Origin of the sequence: Maribacter sp. IgM3_T14_3, assembly GCF_049603095.1 — a bacterium.
Classification (GTDB): Bacteria; Bacteroidota; Bacteroidia; order Flavobacteriales; family Flavobacteriaceae; genus Maribacter.
The window spans coordinates 3718081-3735000 of record NZ_CP187138.1 but is presented as its reverse complement, the minus strand read 5'-3'; the positions used below and the strand labels follow the sequence as shown (position 1 = coordinate 3735000).

Annotated in this window: 14 protein-coding genes, 2 tRNA genes and 2 rRNA genes (1 of these 18 only partly in view); 6 read left to right on the top strand and 12 right to left on the bottom strand. The window is 37.4% G+C overall.

Annotated features, from left to right (window positions below):
- The 4 genes from ACPF9A_RS16645 to ACPF9A_RS16630 all read right to left on the bottom strand — a co-directional run.
- Window positions 1-556, bottom strand: a 23S ribosomal RNA gene (locus ACPF9A_RS16645); it reaches 2276 nt to the left of the window's first position.
- Window positions 557-769: 213 nt separating this feature from the next.
- Window positions 770-843: transfer RNA gene (locus ACPF9A_RS16640), tRNA-Ala, on the bottom strand.
- Between the two features lie 145 nt (window positions 844-988).
- Window positions 989-1062 (bottom strand) — tRNA-Ile (locus ACPF9A_RS16635).
- Window positions 1063-1242: 180 nt separating this feature from the next.
- Window positions 1243-2767 (bottom strand): 16S ribosomal RNA (locus tag ACPF9A_RS16630).
- Together the 16S and 23S rRNA genes with 2 tRNA genes alongside form the textbook arrangement of a ribosomal RNA operon.
- Window positions 2768-3487: 720 nt before the next feature.
- Between ACPF9A_RS16630 and thrS the strand changes: the two genes are divergently transcribed.
- The 4 genes from thrS (at window position 3488) to rplT (ending at window position 6774) form a co-directional block, all read left to right on the top strand.
- Window positions 3488-5434, top strand: a complete 1947-nt coding sequence (thrS, locus tag ACPF9A_RS16625; RefSeq protein WP_423998591.1) for a threonine--tRNA ligase — start codon at window positions 3488-3490, stop codon at window positions 5432-5434.
- Between the two features lie 24 nt (window positions 5435-5458).
- Window positions 5459-6016 (top strand): translation initiation factor IF-3, encoded by a 558-nt coding sequence (infC, locus tag ACPF9A_RS16620; RefSeq protein ID WP_133685575.1) that lies wholly within the window; start codon window positions 5459-5461, stop codon window positions 6014-6016.
- 118 nt (window positions 6017-6134) lie between these two features.
- Complete coding sequence (gene rpmI, locus ACPF9A_RS16615) at window positions 6135-6332, top strand: 50S ribosomal protein L35 (RefSeq protein ID WP_027064530.1); 198 nt, start codon at window positions 6135-6137, stop codon at window positions 6330-6332.
- 97 nt (window positions 6333-6429) lie between these two features.
- Window positions 6430-6774 carry a 50S ribosomal protein L20 gene (gene rplT / locus ACPF9A_RS16610; protein ID WP_133685573.1) on the top strand — a complete coding sequence of 115 codons (345 nt, stop codon included), beginning with the start codon at window positions 6430-6432 and terminating at the stop codon, window positions 6772-6774.
- A gap of 36 nt (window positions 6775-6810) precedes the next feature.
- Here the strand turns inward: rplT and ACPF9A_RS16605 are convergent, their stop codons facing one another.
- Window positions 6811-7089: an EF-hand domain-containing protein gene (locus tag ACPF9A_RS16605; protein WP_423998588.1), complete on the bottom strand. Its 279-nt coding sequence runs from the start codon at window positions 7087-7089 to the stop codon at window positions 6811-6813.
- Between the two features lie 32 nt (window positions 7090-7121).
- The gene (locus ACPF9A_RS16600; RefSeq protein ID WP_423998586.1) at window positions 7122-7544 is read right to left on the bottom strand and encodes a secondary thiamine-phosphate synthase enzyme YjbQ; all 423 of its coding nucleotides are present in this window, start codon (window positions 7542-7544) and stop codon (window positions 7122-7124) included.
- Window positions 7545-7635: 91 nt separating this feature from the next.
- Between ACPF9A_RS16600 and ACPF9A_RS16595 the strand changes: the two genes are divergently transcribed.
- Window positions 7636-8445 (top strand): HAD family hydrolase, encoded by an 810-nt coding sequence (locus ACPF9A_RS16595; RefSeq protein WP_423998584.1) that lies wholly within the window; start codon window positions 7636-7638, stop codon window positions 8443-8445.
- A gap of 198 nt (window positions 8446-8643) precedes the next feature.
- On the top strand, window positions 8644-9540 hold the full coding sequence (locus tag ACPF9A_RS16590; protein ID WP_423998582.1) for a DUF1338 domain-containing protein: 897 nt from the start codon (window positions 8644-8646) through the stop codon (window positions 9538-9540).
- Window positions 9541-9623: 83 nt separating this feature from the next.
- Here ACPF9A_RS16590 and ACPF9A_RS16585 read toward each other — a convergent pair whose 3' ends face one another.
- The 6 genes from ACPF9A_RS16585 to tgt form a co-directional block, all read right to left on the bottom strand.
- Complete coding sequence (locus ACPF9A_RS16585; protein WP_423998580.1) at window positions 9624-10886, bottom strand: asparagine synthetase B; 1263 nt, start codon at window positions 10884-10886, stop codon at window positions 9624-9626.
- Between the two features lie 172 nt (window positions 10887-11058).
- Window positions 11059-12609, bottom strand: a complete 1551-nt coding sequence (dnaB, locus tag ACPF9A_RS16580; RefSeq protein WP_423998578.1) for a replicative DNA helicase — start codon at window positions 12607-12609, stop codon at window positions 11059-11061.
- 166 nt (window positions 12610-12775) lie between these two features.
- Window positions 12776-13729, bottom strand: coding sequence for an acetyl-CoA carboxylase carboxyltransferase subunit alpha (locus ACPF9A_RS16575; protein WP_423998576.1), 954 nt, complete (start codon window positions 13727-13729; stop codon window positions 12776-12778).
- A 49-nt stretch (window positions 13730-13778) separates the two neighbouring features.
- A complete protein-coding gene (locus tag ACPF9A_RS16570) occupies window positions 13779-14678 on the bottom strand; it encodes a DMT family transporter (RefSeq protein ID WP_423998574.1) in 900 nt (299 codons plus the stop codon).
- Window positions 14665-15747, bottom strand: coding sequence for an LptF/LptG family permease (locus ACPF9A_RS16565; RefSeq protein WP_423998572.1), 1083 nt, complete (start codon window positions 15745-15747; stop codon window positions 14665-14667). Before ACPF9A_RS16565 ends, ACPF9A_RS16570 begins: the two co-directional genes overlap by 14 nt.
- Window positions 15747-16877 carry a tRNA guanosine(34) transglycosylase Tgt gene (gene tgt / locus ACPF9A_RS16560; protein WP_423998571.1) on the bottom strand — a complete coding sequence of 377 codons (1131 nt, stop codon included), beginning with the start codon at window positions 16875-16877 and terminating at the stop codon, window positions 15747-15749. Before tgt ends, ACPF9A_RS16565 begins: the two co-directional genes overlap by 1 nt.
- Between the last annotated feature and the right edge of the window lie 43 nt (window positions 16878-16920).

Sequence of the window (16920 nt, the reverse complement as noted above, 5' to 3'; positions counted from 1 at the left end):
GCTTGTAAGCGTATGGTTTCAGGATCTATTTCACTCCGTTATTCACGGTTCTTTTCACCTTTCCCTCACGGTACTGGTTCACTATCGGTCTCTCAGGAGTATTTAGTCTTGGCGGATGGTCCCGCCGGATTCATACAGGGTTTCACGTGCCCCGCACTACTCAGGATACCACTATCTAAATGCTCTTTGCCTATACGGGACTATCACCCTCTATGGTCGCTATTTCCAAAGCGTTCTAGTTCATTACATGTCGAATATCGTGGTCCTACAACCCCGCACATGCCGGAACATGTACGGTTTGGACTAATCCGATTTCGCTCGCCGCTACTATCGGAATCACTTTTGTTTTCTCCTCCTCCGGGTACTTAGATGTTTCAGTTCCCCGGGTTTGCTTGGCTTTCGCCATGACATATCTTCAATATGCCGGGTTGCCCCATTCGGATATCTACGGATCATATCGTGTGTGCCGATCCCCGTAGCTTTTCGCAGCTTATCACGTCCTTCTTCGCCTCTGAGAGCCTAGGCATTCCCCATACGCCCTTTTCCAGCTTGTCGCCAGATCTTTAATCTATTCTATCTTATTCGTACTCTTTACTTAATAAAGATTCGTGTTTCTTTCTTTTTTAGTCGATAAAACATTAAAATGTCTTACCTCCTGTTCCAATATGTCAATGAACTTTGTCGTGAGCCACGACAGGCAATTAAATACCTATCTATCTCATCTACGATACTTCGAGAATAAATTTAATTATCCCTGGGCATCGCCTAGTGGAGAATATCGGAGTCGAACCGATGACCTCCTGCGTGCAAGGCAGGCGCTCTAGCCAGCTGAGCTAATCCCCCATTTATTTTAGTTATGAGTTATTAGTTAAGAGTTATGAGTAACAACCCCTTTAACTCCTCAACTTCTAAAATTTCCTTCAATATTTCAATCTTTATGAACGTTCGTACTACGTACCTCTTTTACCTTGTACCTCGTACTTTTCAGTAGTCCCAGGCAGACTCGAACTGCCGACCTCTACATTATCAGTGTAGCGCTCTAACCAGCTGAGCTATGGGACTGTCCCTACTCCTTCCTCTCGGCAATAAATACCTCGCGAAAAAAGCAATTACTTATATATCATAATTATGGAGATCATTATATTGGAACATTGTTAAAGAAACTATTATTAAATCAAAAGACCGGGACCGTAGTTCCATTCTTTACTTCGTCAGGGACTGTCCTTAAAGGACAATCTCTAGAAAGGAGGTGTTCCAGCCGCACCTTCCGGTACGGCTACCTTGTTACGACTTAGCCCTAGTTACCGATCTTGCCCTAGGCCGCTCCTTACGGTGACGGACTTCAGGCACTCCCGGCTTCCATGGCTTGACGGGCGGTGTGTACAAGGCCCGGGAACGTATTCACCGGATCATGGCTGATATCCGATTACTAGCGATTCCAGCTTCACGGGGTCGAGTTGCAGACCCCGATCCGAACTGTGACAGGTTTTATAGATTCGCTCTGCCTTGCGACATGGCTGCTCTCTGTACCTGCCATTGTAGCACGTGTGTGGCCCAGGACGTAAGGGCCGTGATGATTTGACGTCATCCCCACCTTCCTCACGGTTTGCACCGGCAGTCCCGTTAGAGTCCCCATCATGACATGCTGGCAACTAACGGTAGGGGTTGCGCTCGTTATAGGACTTAACCTGACACCTCACGGCACGAGCTGACGACAACCATGCAGCACCTTGCAAATTGCCCGAAGGAAAATCTATCTCTAGACCTGTCAATATGCATTTAAGCCCTGGTAAGGTTCCTCGCGTATCATCGAATTAAACCACATGCTCCACCGCTTGTGCGGGCCCCCGTCAATTCCTTTGAGTTTCATTCTTGCGAACGTACTCCCCAGGTGGGATACTTATCACTTTCGCTTGGCCGCCCAGAACTCAAGGTCCCGGACAGCTAGTATCCATCGTTTACGGCGTGGACTACCAGGGTATCTAATCCTGTTCGCTCCCCACGCTTTCGTCCATCAGCGTCAGTATATAGTTAGTCACCTGCCTTCGCAATCGGTGTTCTATGTAATATCTATGCATTTCACCGCTACACTACATATTCCGGCAACTTCACTATAACTCAAGACCAACAGTATCAAAGGCAATTTTACAGTTGAGCTGCAAACTTTCACCCCTGACTTATCGGCCCGCCTACGGACCCTTTAAACCCAATAATTCCGGATAACGCTCGGACCCTCCGTATTACCGCGGCTGCTGGCACGGAGTTAGCCGGTCCTTATTCTTACAGTACCGTCAGTAAGCTACACGTAGCTCTTTTTCTTCCTGTATAAAAGCAGTTTACTACCCATAGGGCATTCTTCCTGCACGCGGCATGGCTGGATCAGAGTCTCCTCCATTGTCCAATATTCCTCACTGCTGCCTCCCGTAGGAGTCTGGTCCGTGTCTCAGTACCAGTGTGGGGGATCCCCCTCTCAGGGCCCCTACCCATCGTAGCCTTGGTAAGCCGTTACCTTACCAACAAGCTAATGGGACGCATGGCCATCTTGTACCGCCCGAAGGCTTTAACCACATCCCGATGCCGGGGCGTGGTGCCACGGGGCATTAATCTTCGTTTCCAAAGGCTATTCCCCTGTACAAGGTAGGTTCCATACGCGGTGCGCACCCGTGCGCCGGTCGTCGGCGGAGCAAGCTCCCCGTTACCCCTCGACTTGCATGTGTTAGGCCTGCCGCTAGCGTTCATCCTGAGCCAGGATCAAACTCTTCATCGTTGTTTTGTAAATATTCGTCCCAACGAAGTCCAAATCTCTCCCGGCCCCGACTCTCGATTCAATTCCTTATATATACCTTGCGATATACTAAATTGTATGTTTCCTTAATTCTTGTTCCTCTCATCCAGGTCCTCACCTGAACTCGATTCTTATCTCCACAATATTTCAATGAACTTCTATCCACTCAGCTCCAAATCTCTCGATTTCCTCGCCTCGTTTCCCTTAGGTGTTTCCCTAAGCGGCTGCAAATATACAACTGTTTTTTAACCTGGCAACTTTTATCGAAAAAAAATTATTTTCTTTTTTTCCCAGACATAATCAACATTTATATGAACCTTTTTCCAACGCCCGGTTCAGATATTATCTTCACCGTTTGCGGGGTGCAAATGTACACACTATTCTTAATATCACAATGCTTTTTTAAAATAAAAAAACAAAGTTTTTTAATGTATTCCCACAACATTCTATTCCATAACCAATTAGCCGTAAAATAAAAAAATGCCTCATAGCATTTAACAAGAAAATGAATACAAGAATAGTTAATGACGCTAAACATTTACCGTCTAATCAATACAGAATACAACCAATACCCTATAAAAACATTGAACTAAATAAAGTACATTATACTAACTATTAAACATCTGATCAAAACATAACATCATTATATTGTAGAGGTGAATAGTTCATATTATCTTTGCTAACCTATAATATGAATAGCAAATGATTAAAATTACACTTCCCGATGGATCGGTTAAGGAATTTGAAAAAGGAACAACCCCTATGGAGGTTGCAAAAAGCATAAGCGAGGGTTTAGCTCGTAATGTTATTTCAGCAAAATTCAACAGCACTATTGTTGAAACCGTCACTTCACTAGAAACCGATGGTAGCTTAGTGTTATATACGTGGAACGATAAGGAAGGTAAAACCGCTTTTTGGCATTCTACTTCACATATTGTAGCTCAAGCTATAGAAGAATTGTACCCAGGGGTAAAACTAACTATTGGTCCGGCTATTGATAATGGATTCTATTATGACGTAGAACTTCCCACAGGTTCTATTTCTGATAAAGATTTTCCATCCATCGAAAAGAAAGCTTTAGAAATTGCAAGAGGCAAGCATGATTATAAAATGAGAGATGTCTCAAAAGCAGATGCTCTTACATTTTATAAAAATCAAGGCAATGAGTACAAGGTAGAATTGATAGAAAATCTTGAAGATGGCACCATTACTTTTTGTGATCATGATTCTTTTACAGATTTATGTCGTGGTGGGCACATACCGAATACCGGTATCGTCAAAGCAATTAAGATATTAAGTGTTGCTGGAGCATACTGGAGAGGGAACGAAAATAATACCCAACTTACACGTATATATGGTATATCATTTCCGAAGCAAAAAGAACTGACCGAATATTTAGAGCTTTTAGAAGAAGCTAAAAAACGTGACCATAGAAAATTAGGTAAAGAATTAGAGTTATTTACTTTCTCTCAAAAGGTAGGTCAAGGTTTACCATTATGGCTACCTAAAGGTGCCGCACTAAGAGAACGTTTAGAGCAATTCTTGAAAAAGGCGCAAAAGAAAGCTGGTTATGAAATGGTGGTTACACCTCATATTGGTCAAAAGGAACTATATGTTACCTCTGGTCATTATGAAAAATATGGAGCAGACAGCTTTCAACCCATTCGTACGCCAAAAGAAGATGAGGAATTTTTGTTGAAACCAATGAATTGCCCACATCACTGCGAAATTTACAACGCCAAACCATTTAGCTATAAAGAACTACCTAAAAGATTTGCCGAATTTGGTACCGTATATAGGTATGAGCAAAGTGGGGAGTTACACGGACTAACCAGGGTTAGAGGATTTACTCAAGATGACGCACACATATTTTGTACACCAGAACAATTAGATGAGGAGTTCAAAGAAGTGATAGATCTATCATTATATGTACTTGGATCTTTAGGATTTGAAGATTTCACAGCTCAGGTATCGGTACGTGATTTAGATACTCCAGAAAAATATATTGGATCGGTAGAAAACTGGGAAAAAGCAGAACAAGCAATTATTAATGCTGCCAAAGAAAAAGGACTTAATTATGTTATAGAAAGTGGTGAAGCTGCTTTTTATGGCCCTAAGTTAGATTTCATGGTAAAAGATGCTTTGGGCAGACAATGGCAATTGGGTACAATTCAGGTAGATTACAACCTACCTGAAAGGTTCGACTTAACTTATAAAGGTAGTGACAATGAGCTTCACAGACCTGTAATGATACACCGCGCACCATTTGGTAGTATGGAACGGTTTATAGCATTATTAATAGAACACACGGGTGGTAATTTCCCGTTATGGTTAACCCCTGAACAAGCTATTATTCTTCCTGTTAGCGAAAAACATGAAAAATATGCTGAAAAAGTTTTAAAATCCCTAGAAAATAACGAAATTCGCGCTCTTATCGATAGTAGAAACGAGACTATAGGTAAGAAAATACGTGAAGCAGAAATGAGTAAAGTACCATTTATGCTAATCGTAGGGGAAAATGACGAAGTTGCAAACACTATTTCTGTGCGTAGACATGGAGGTGAAGACTTAGGAGCGATAGACGTAACTATGTTTACAGACTTGGTCAACAAAGAAATAAAGAGTACCTTAAAGACGTTTAAAGAATAAAAGTTTAATTAAAATTATTTAGTCATAGCAATACGTAAAAGATTTCGACCACAACCTAGAAGGGAAAATAAGAATCCCCACAATATCAATGAAAAGATAACGGCCCCAAATGTTAGGTTGGTAGGTGACAATGTAGAAGTAGGTGTATATCCTTTTCCTCAGGCTCTTGAGAAAGCAGAAGAATTAGGTTTGGATTTGGTGGAGATATCCCCAAAGGCAGACCCTCCTGTTTGTAAAATAATGGAGTATAAAAAGTTTTTATACGAGCAGAAGAAGAGAGACAAGGCCATGAAAGCGAAAGCTTCTAAGGTTGTTGTCAAAGAAATAAGATTTGGACCTCAGACAGATGACCATGATTATGACTTTAAAAAGAAACACGCTGAAAAGTTCCTTCAAGAAGGTGCTAAATTAAAGGCGTACGTATTTTTTAAAGGTCGTTCTATCGTCTACAAAGATCAAGGTGAAATTTTATTACTAAAATTAGCCTCTGAGTTAGAAGAATTAGGAAAGGTAGAACAGATGCCTAAGCTAGAAGGAAAGCGTATGACTATGTTCATCGCCCCTAAGACTAAGAGTAAATAAAATAATACATCGGCTTCGCTCAGCGACCGAATGCATTTATAAAATACTAAACGCTGCCTACATTTGTGAGCAGCGTTTAACATGAAAAGTGAGATTAATATATATAAACTAGGAGAAAATGCCTAAACAAAAAACAAAATCCAGTGCTAAGAAGCGTTTTAAGCTTACAGGTACAGGTAAAATTAAAAGAAAGCACGCTTTTAAGAGTCACATTCTTACAAAGAAGTCTAAAAAGCGTAAGCTTAAGTTAACACATGATGGTTTAGTTCATCAAGCAGATGTTAACAGTATTAAAGAGCAATTACGTTTAAAGTAATTCAAGTTCTTTAGAAGGTAAAATTATTAACCATGGAGTTAGGCTTTAAAAGTTTCTTAAATTAAAAGGACGCCTACTACAAAAAAATTAGAAAAAAATGCCAAGATCAGTAAATGCAGTAGCTTCAAGAGCCAGAAGAAAAAAGGTAATGAAGCAAGCCAAAGGTTACTTTGGAAGACGTAAAAACGTTTGGACAGTAGCCAAGAATGCGGTTGAAAAAGCAATGTTATATGCTTACAGAGACCGTAGAAACAAGAAAAGAACTTTTCGTTCATTATGGATTACCCGTATTAATGCAGGTGCCAGACAACACGGAATGTCCTACTCTCAATTTATGGGAAAAGTAAAAGCTGGAAATATAGAACTTAACAGAAAAGTTCTTGCAGATTTAGCGATGAACCACCCAGATGCCTTTAAGGCAGTTGTAGATCAGGTAAAATAAATTATTAACAATCTCACTTTTTGAAAAATCCGATTCTCACGAATCGGATTTTTTAATTTTAGCTATAGCCGCCTTAAATTCTTCCCAATCTATTAGTTCATCGTTATTCTTATCATAACCCTCAATAAGCTTGGATCCCACTATACCTCTTATAAATCCGCTTATTTCAGCTTGCTTCAATAGCTTGACTATCTCCCCTTTTGTAAGTTTCTGGTCATTATCCTCGTCAAAAAAATTAAATGCCATTTCAGGAGTTTCGAAATGATTGGTAATAAGAATTTGAATTTTATTTAAAATAGATTCTTCTGTCGTCATATCATTTTGCTTTAATTCAATTTAGTGATAATTCAATTTCCCCACAACGTCAAGACTATATTTCTACCCGTTGCATAATTTCTATGCTCACAAAGATAAATACCCTGCCATATACCCATATTCAATTTGCCGTTGGTGACAGGTACTTGCACCGAAGCTCCCATCAAAGATGCCTTAATATGGGCAGGCATATCATCTGAACCTTCATAGTCATGTTTATAGTACGGTGCATTCTCAGGAACTAGAATATTCATATGAGACTCAAAGTCATCTCTAACTGTTGGAACCGCATTTTCATTTATGGTTAAACTGGCAGATGTATGTTTAATAAACACTTGCAGAAAACCTTGCTCTATTTTTTTGATTTCCGGCATTCTCGCAAGTAAATCATCGGTAATGATATGAAAACCTCTTGAATACGCCCTTAAGCTAACTTCTTTTTGAAATAATTTCATTTGCATAATATTATTAAATAAAGGTAAAACTTTGCTCTTTAGCTACCTTGCTAAACTTCGTTGAAATATCTTTACAAAAAATTAATACTACATGGATTTATCGAAGATTAAAATGGTTGTTTCTGATATGGACGGGACCTTGTTAAACTCTAACCACCAAGTCAGCGATCAATTCTTTGAACTTTTTAAAGGGTTAAAATCTCAAGGTATCACCTTTGTTGCTGCGAGCGGTAGACAGTACAATAGTATTATAGACAAATTAGATACCATCAAAGACGATATCATTGTAATTGCAGAAAACGGTGGTTTTGCTATGAAGCAGAATATTGAAATTCTGGCTACACCCCTTGATAAAAATCATGTACAAGAAATTCTTGAAACTTTAAATCAAATACCCAATATACACCCCGTGCTTTGTGGTAAACATAAAGCTTATTTAACCGGCAAGTCAAATGAGTTTGTAAACAAGCTTGCCGAGTATTATACCCAGTTTGAAATAATTGATGACTTATTATCTTTTGATTCTGAAGTCATCAAAATTGCCATTTATCATTTCGAAAATAGTGAGCAATATATCTATCCGTTTGTGAAACATTTTGAAAGTGAATTAAAGGTAAAAGTATCTGGACAAAATTGGCTGGATATTTCTAACATGAATGCACATAAAGGGTATGCTTTAACCAAAGTTATGGAAAGCTATAACTTAAAGTCTGATGAAGTAATGGTCTTTGGCGACTATAATAATGACCTTGAAATGCTGGCATTATCAGATTTCGGATTCGCTATGGAAAATGCCCACCCCAACGTAAAAGAAGTAGCTACATATAGCACAACAAGTAACGATAATTTAGGTGTTGAACGTATTTTAAAAGAGCTCATAAAATCTAAAATCAAATTGTAAAAAATTTTTGATTACAAACAGTTCTAAAAACTAACTGTGTATATGAACTCATACTTAAATCAATTAAACACTATTATTATTTTTAAATTTGTACCTAGAAATACCCACAACCAAAGAGTAATAGGCATGATTTCAAAAATATATTTGACAGCTAGTCTAGAAACAATTGTAACTTTAAAGAAAATTAAATAGTTAACTATGGATTTTACTGATGACACAAAACTAGATAGCCTAATGGGAGCACTATTTACTCCCTACAAACAATCTGTTACAGATGTTCAAAAAGTGATAGATGCGTTACTATCACATGCAATTATTAGTTCAGAAGATGAAATAGTAAACGACCATATTGCTTTTAGAACTCTTGGAGTTCCAAATTTAGGTATAGCCTCTTTCGAAAAGCTTTTTTTACATTACGGTTATGTAAAAAAGGACTATTATTTTTTTAAAGAAAAAAAGTTAAATGCCTATTGGTACGCACCCCCATCACCTAAATATCCACGCATTTTTATAAGTGAATTAAGGGTAGATGATTTACCTGAAAAAGCAAAAACTATATTAAATAAATATACTAAAGACATTCTCCAAGACCCCGTAGATAGCATTGATTTAAACAATGTAGAGTCTGTTGGAAACTTTTTTTATAAACCACTTTGGGACCTTCCTACAATTACCGATTATCAAGAGCTTCAAAAAATTAGTGAGTATGCTGCTTGGGTATTGTACAATAGGTATTATTTAAACCATTACACTATAAGTGTCCACGATTTAATACAGCCATATAATTCACTAGAAAACTTTAATAATTTTTTGACAAGCATTGGTATCACCTTAAATACGGCTGGCGGAGTCATTAAAACAAGTGCTGATGGCTTACTAAAGCAGACGAGTTCGGTAGCTAAAATGATAGATGCAATTTTTAAAGATGGAGAACACTTAGAAATATCTGGTAGTTATGTGGAGTTTGCAGAACGATTACCGTATCCAAAATCTACAAATGACACTGAGCCTACTCGAAGAAGAGATGGCTTTGAATCTGCAAATGCAGATAAAATATTTGAAAGCACCTACAGTTCTCAGACCAAAAAATCTTAAAAACTAAAGAGCTAAAAAAAACCGTAATCAATACTTTCGTATTTATCACGGTTTTTTTATTTCAATCTGTACATAAATTGAACTCATGTCTTTTGCTTCTTCTTTCTGGCTGCCGGAAATAATACATTATTAAGTATTAAACGATAGCCTGGTGAAGTTGGATGCAACTCTAATTCTGTTTTTGGGTCCCCTACTCTATGTTGGTAATCTTCAGGATCATGGCCACCGTAGAAAGTAAAGAAGCCTTTTCCTTTTATACCGTGAATATATCTTGCTTCTTCGTTTAACTTATTTTCACCCAAAATTAAAACAGTTGGTTTTATCTCTGAACGTGTAAAAGCAGTTGTCTGTCCCATAAAACCTTTTACCAAAGAAGTATGGTTCTGACATAACATCGTAGGCACCGGATCCCATTTCGCCGAGAAGTCCATCAACGAAAAGTAATCAGATTCCTTAGCTACATTTCCTCTTTTATTCGTCATATCAATAGAAGAGAATTCATATTTCAGCGGACTTCTCTCTAATATAAAATCTGTAAAAGCGAACGTTTTACCATAATCTAAACTTGCTTGGTAATTTGGATCTGAAGCATCACCATCAAACATAGGCTCAACGATATCGATTCCGTCAGCTGCTAGGGCAATATCAAAACTATCTGTTGCAGAACACATGGCAAACATGAATCCGCCACCAATAACATAGTTTCTTATCTTTAAAGCTACGGCTCCTTTTTCTTCAGACACCTTATCGAATCCTAATTTCTTAGCTAGCTTTTCAGAATTCTTTTTCCCTTCAATATACCAAGGTGTTGCTCTGTATGCCCCATAAAACTTACCATATTGACCTGTGAAATCTTCATGATGTAAATGAAGCCAATCATACAACGCCAACTTATCTCCCAATACTTCTTCATCATAAATTGTGGTATACGGAATTTCAGCATACGTCAATGCCATAGTTACCGCATCATCCCAAGGTTGTTTGTCTTGTGGAGAATACACTGCAATTCGCGGAGCTTTTTCTAGTATAACAGCATCTTGATTCACTGAAGGGCTACTGATTTCATCTAAAATTCCGTTTGCTTGTACATCAGATAAAATCTCAAAACTGACTCCCCTTATTTGACATTCTTTTCTAATACTCTCCCCATCTGGCAATAAAAAAGATCCTCCCCTATAATTTAATAGCCATTGTACTTTTTGTTGCTTTGCCAAAACCCAATACGTAATTCCGTATGCTTTTAAATGATTTTTTTGAGTATCGGCATCCATCGGAATTAATATGGAAGATGCAAAAAGTTGTACCGTAAGTAGAAGAAAGAAGATTGACGTTATTATTTTGGACATAAAGTATTATCAATGTATTCACCCAAAGATATAGTAAATTCTTTGGAGCAGTATTTATAGTGCCGTTAAAGCTATTGTAATTATGATAATTGTATTTACCGAAAACCAATTGGTTTTAAAACAAAAAAGTCCCCCGAATGGGAGACTTTTAAAGTTACAATTATGTTTTACTTTAGAATGGAACATCATTATCCTCATCTAAATCAGGACTACTATTCATACTACTACCAAAAGCATCATCTGCACTTGGCAAGTTTTTAGTTGCAAACGGATTCTCTTCATTTGCATTCATTTTAGACTGGAATTCGAACGGAGAGTCAAAATCATCGAGGTTATCGAACTTACCTTGGTTACCGATAAACTTCAATCTAATATTTTCTAGACCACCATTACGGTGTTTTGCTACAATAAATTCTGCTTGACCTTGAGTCGGAGTACGTTCTTCATCATCCCATTCCTCAATTTTATAATACTCAGGTCTATAAATGAACGATACAATATCGGCATCTTGCTCGATCGCTCCAGATTCCCTCAAATCCGAAAGAATTGGTCTTTTACTACCACCACGTGTTTCAACCGCACGCGAAAGCTGAGACAATGCAATTACAGGTACACTTAATTCTTTTGCTAGTGCTTTTAAGTTTCTAGAAATTGTAGAAATCTCCTGTTCCCTGTTTCCTCCTTTTTGACTACCACCTGCCGTCATCAACTGCAAGTAATCGATCATGATCATTTTTATACCATGTTGCGAAGCTAGACGTCTTGCCTTTGCACGTAAATCGAAAATTGAAAGAGATGGTGTATCATCTATAAATAAAGGTGCCTTCTCTAAAGCTTTCACCTTTACGTTTAGTTGCTCCCACTCATGCTTTTCAAGCTTTCCTGTTCTTAATTTTTCTGAAGACAAACCTGTTTCAGAAGAAATCAATCTTGTAATTAACTGTACTGAAGACATCTCTAAAGAAAAGAACGCTACAGGTGTATTTGTATTTACGGCCATGTTTCTAGCCATAGATAATGTCAAAGCCGTTTTACCCATACCCGGACGTGCAGCAACAATAATTAAATCACTCGGCTGCCAACCAGAAGTAAGCTTATCTAATTTATCAAATCCGGATGGTATACCACTCATACCCTCTTTACCGGCAATTTCTTCAATTCGCTTTTTTGCCTGGATAACCAAGTCTTGTGCTGTTTCTGCAGAACGTTTTAAGTTACCTTGGGTAACATCATAAAGTTTAGCCTCCGCAGCATCTAATAAATCGAATACATCGGTAGATTCATCATAAGCCTCTTCAATAATTTCCCCTGAAATTTTTATTAAACTACGTTGAATATATTTTTGAAGAATAATACGTGCATGAAACTCAATATGAGCAGATGACGCTACTTTTTGGGTCAGTTTTATGAGATAAAAATCACCACCGCTAACCTCTAATTTACCTGCTTTTTTAAGTTGTGACGAAACGGTTAATAAATCGACCGGTTGCGACTCTTCGAAGAGTACAAAGATGGCTTCATAAATAAATCTATGAGCGTCTTTATAGAACACATCGGGGTGTAAAATATCGATTACTTCATCGACACCTTTTTTATCTATCATCATAGCACCCAACACAACCTCTTCTAAATCAACGGCTTGTGGTGGAATTTTACCTCTTTCAAGGTTTATAATAGTAGATTTATCGATCTTACGACCGACAAAAGGTTTCGTGTTCTCCATAGTGCGAAAGTATGCAATTAACCTTTAGTTAACGTGTTAAACATCGGTTGTGATGTTCACAGATCACTAACAATTGATTGTTTATAAGTTACGATTTTCTGTTAATAACATAAAAAAACCGAGGAATAAAATCCTCGGTATATTTTAAAGAAGCCTAAAATGTAGATTAGCCGTTGAAAACACCCATTTGGGCATATTTATCCATACGCTGATTTACTAATTCTTTTGGTGATAACTTTTTTAAATCCTCAAAATGAGAAGAAATTTTATTTTTTACGATTTCGAAAGTTTTTTCTCTATTAGCATGAGCACCACCTGCAGGTTCGCGAATGATTTCATCTATTAGTTTCAACTTTTTCATATCGGTAGCAGTTAATTTTAAAGCCTCTGCAGCTATTTCTTTATACTCCCAACTTCTCCATAAAATTGAAGAACAAGATTCTGGCGAAATAACTGAATACCAAGTATTCTCAAGCATTAAAACTTTGTCACCTACACCTATACCCAAAGCACCACCAGATGCACCTTCACCAATAATTACAACAATTATAGGCACTTTTAAGCGGGTCATTTCAATAATATTTCTTGCAATAGCTTCTCCTTGTCCGCGTTCTTCAGCTTCAATACCAGGGTAAGCACCCGGTGTATCTATTAAGCAAACAACAGGTACTTGAAATTTTTCTGCAGATTTCATTAATCGTAGAGCCTTTCTATACCCTTCTGGGTTGGCCATACCAAAATTTCTATACTGGCGTGTTTTTGTATTGTATCCTTTTTGTTGACCAATGAACATATAGCTCTGGTCACCGATTTTACCTAAACCACTGATCATAGCCTTATCATCTTTTACGGTACGATCACCATGTAGTTCTAAGAAAGTATCACCACAAATAGCTTTAATATAATCTAATGTATAAGGTCTATTTGGATGTCTAGATAACTGTACGCGTTGCCAAGCAGTTAGATTTTTATAAATATCTTTTCTGGTCTCGGTAAGTTTCTTTTCAATTTGCTTACAAGTTTCTGATACATCGACATCACTTTCCTCGCCAATAATCATGCACTTGTCCAATTGCTCTTCCAGTTCTTTAATAGGAAGTTCAAAATCCAAATATTCCATATTTCTATAAAGTTTCTTTAGTTGCGGCTCAAAGATAAAACTTTAATACCTAAATCTTGGGTACCCTTTTTTTAATATTCGCTCTTTGCTTTAAAATACCGTTGGCAATGACCGTACTGAGTATAATTAGGGCTCCCACATAAAACATAGGTTTCATCTTTTCTTCGGAGCCAAAAATAAGCCAAGCCAAGAGAATACCATAAACAGGTTCTAGATTTGTGGTAAGCATAACTGTATATGGCGTTAGTACACGCATTATTTTCACCGATGCAATAAATGCATATGCAGTACAAATAAGCGCTAATACAATTAGGTAGGCCCAGTCCATTTGAGGTAGTGTAATCAATGACATATTAAAATCACCTTTAACCAGCAATAATAAAGATAAGAAAACCATGCCCACGCCTAACTCATAAAAAGAAATGACCGATGGTCTGTGGTTTTGTACCAACTTTCCATTGATCAATGAAAAAACAGCTGCTAAAAAAGCTGATATCAATGCGATTACCATACCATAGATATACTCCGTTTCTACTTTAAATATAAGATATAGCCCTGCAACGACCATTAGGCCAAAAATAATCTCGTACCCTATAATTTTGCGTTTATACCAAAATGGCTCCATTAATGCAGTAAAAAAGGCGCCTGTAGACATCATAGCCAATGCTACCGATACCGTAGATACTTTTATGGCGAGAAAAAAGGTTACCCAATGTAATGCTACCACAATACCACCACCAACCAGCCAATAAAATGTTTTTCTAGAAACCTTTAAACTGAATTTTGCAAAAAGAATATAAATCGCAATAAACAGTGTCGCCAACCCTATTCTGATCCATACCAACGGTAATGAATCTATAGTTATCAATTTGCCTAAAATAGCTGTAAAGCCCCATATAAAGACTATGAAATGTAAATGGAAAAGGTTATGAATTCTATCTTTTTGCATTTTGTAGTAGATAAAAGGCCAGACATCCAAAAACTACGTTTGGTATAATTACGGCGAGCAAAGGCGAAAAGCCCGATTGCTCGGCGAGTACACCGAATACTTTATCAAAAAATATAAAAATAAATGCGATTAAAATACCGAAAGCCAAATTAGCTCCCATACCACCACGTCTCTTCACAGAAGAAACAGAAACGGCAATAATGGTCAAAATAAACGCTGTTAATGGCAATGCCCAACGCTTGTACTTTACCAATACATAGGTATTAATATTAGAAGCTCCCTTTCTTCTTTGATCTTTTAAAAAAGTATCTAATTCAAAAAGGTTCTTTGTTTCGGCAACATATGAAACAGGAGTTAAGTCACCAATATCAAAAGCAAAAATGGTATCTAGCCGGCGTTTGCTTTCAATAATTGCGGTATCACCTAGTACAGTTCTTTTTTTATAAGATGTTAAGCGGTAACTAGAATCTTTCTCTACCCAACGAATATTAGCTGCAGATATCTTAAAATCTAGCTCGTTGTTTTTATTAAACCTTTCAAAGGTAAAGTTATGACCTAACTGCCTGGCGGGATCAAAACTGCTTACGTATATAAAATCTGTCTCGTTGAGCTGATTGAATATGTTATTGGTAACCCGATCCTGTTTTCCTTTTTTTAGGTATTTGTATTTAAATTCGTTGAAGCCCACACTAGCGTTAGGCACAATAAACATGGTCATAAAGAACATTAAAATCGCAATCATAGAAGCCCCTATCACGTAAGGTCTTAGAAATCGACCATAAGAGACTCCAGAACTTAATATGGCAACAATTTCGGTATTGTTCGCCAACTTAGAGGTAAAGAATATGACGGAGAGGAATAGAAAAATAGGAAATAATAGATTACCGATATAAATAGTGAAATTCACATAATACATCACAATCTCATTAAATGGTGCTTCGTTGTCGATCATTTTACCGATCTGCTCTGCCAAATTTACCATTATACCGATGGGAATGAATAGTAAAAGCATCAACGAAAAAGTCGCTAGATACCGTTTTAGAATGTATTTATCTATTATTGATAGCATTATAGCCTTTTATCCATTTGTTTTACCATTATATCTTTCCAAGCTCTAAAATCACCTGCAATAATATGCTTACGAGCTTCCCGCACGAGCCACATATAAAAGCCTAAGTTATGAATTGTTGCTATTTGTTTTCCTAAATATTCATTAGCAGCAAACAAATGTCTTAAATATGCTTTTGAATACTCTCGATCTACAAATGTTGTTCCCATTTCATCAATAGGTGAAAAATCATCTTCCCACTTCTTGTTCTTTATATTTATAGTGCCGTGTGCTGTAAATAACATACCGTTTCTTGCATTTCTGGTAGGCATCACACAATCGAACATATCTATACCCAAGGCAATGTTTTCAAGAATATTAATAGGTGTACCAACACCCATTAAATATCGTGGCTTATCTTCTGGCAAAATTTCACATACTACCTCGGTCATACCATACATTTCTTCTGCCGGCTCACCAACTGAGAGTCCGCCAATGGCATTACCCTCTGCACCCGCATTCGCAATATATTCAGCAGATTGCCTTCTTAAATCTTTATAGGTAGACCCTTGAACTATCGGAAAAAAAGTTTGTTCATAATCATATTCAAAAGGTGTTTTTGCTAGATGAGTAATACATCTATCTAACCACCTATGTGTCATATGCATTGATCGCTTGGCATAATTATAATCGCAAGGGTAAGGTGTACATTCATCAAATGCCATGATAATATCTGCGCCAATTACACGCTGAATTTCCATAACGTTCTCTGGTGTAAATAAATGGGTAGACCCATCTATATGCGATTTAAATTTTACCCCTTCTTCTTTTATCTTTCTATTCGCAGATAAAGAATACACTTGGTACCCACCACTATCGGTAAGAATATTTCTATCCCAACCCATAAATTTATGGAGTCCGCCTGCTTTCTTTAAAATTTCTGTTTTAGGGCGAAGAAATAAATGATAGGTATTACCAAGAATAATATCTGGGTTGACCTCTTCTCTCAACTCTTTTTGATGCACTCCTTTAACAGAGGCTACCGTACCCACCGGCATAAAAATTGGGGTTTCAATAGTACCGTGGTCAGTAACAATAGTACCTGCCCTAGCCTTTGATTGTAAATCGGTATTGTGTAGTGTAAACTTCAAACTTTCTAATTCTAGCTGCAAATATAATGAACTGTGTGTGGGA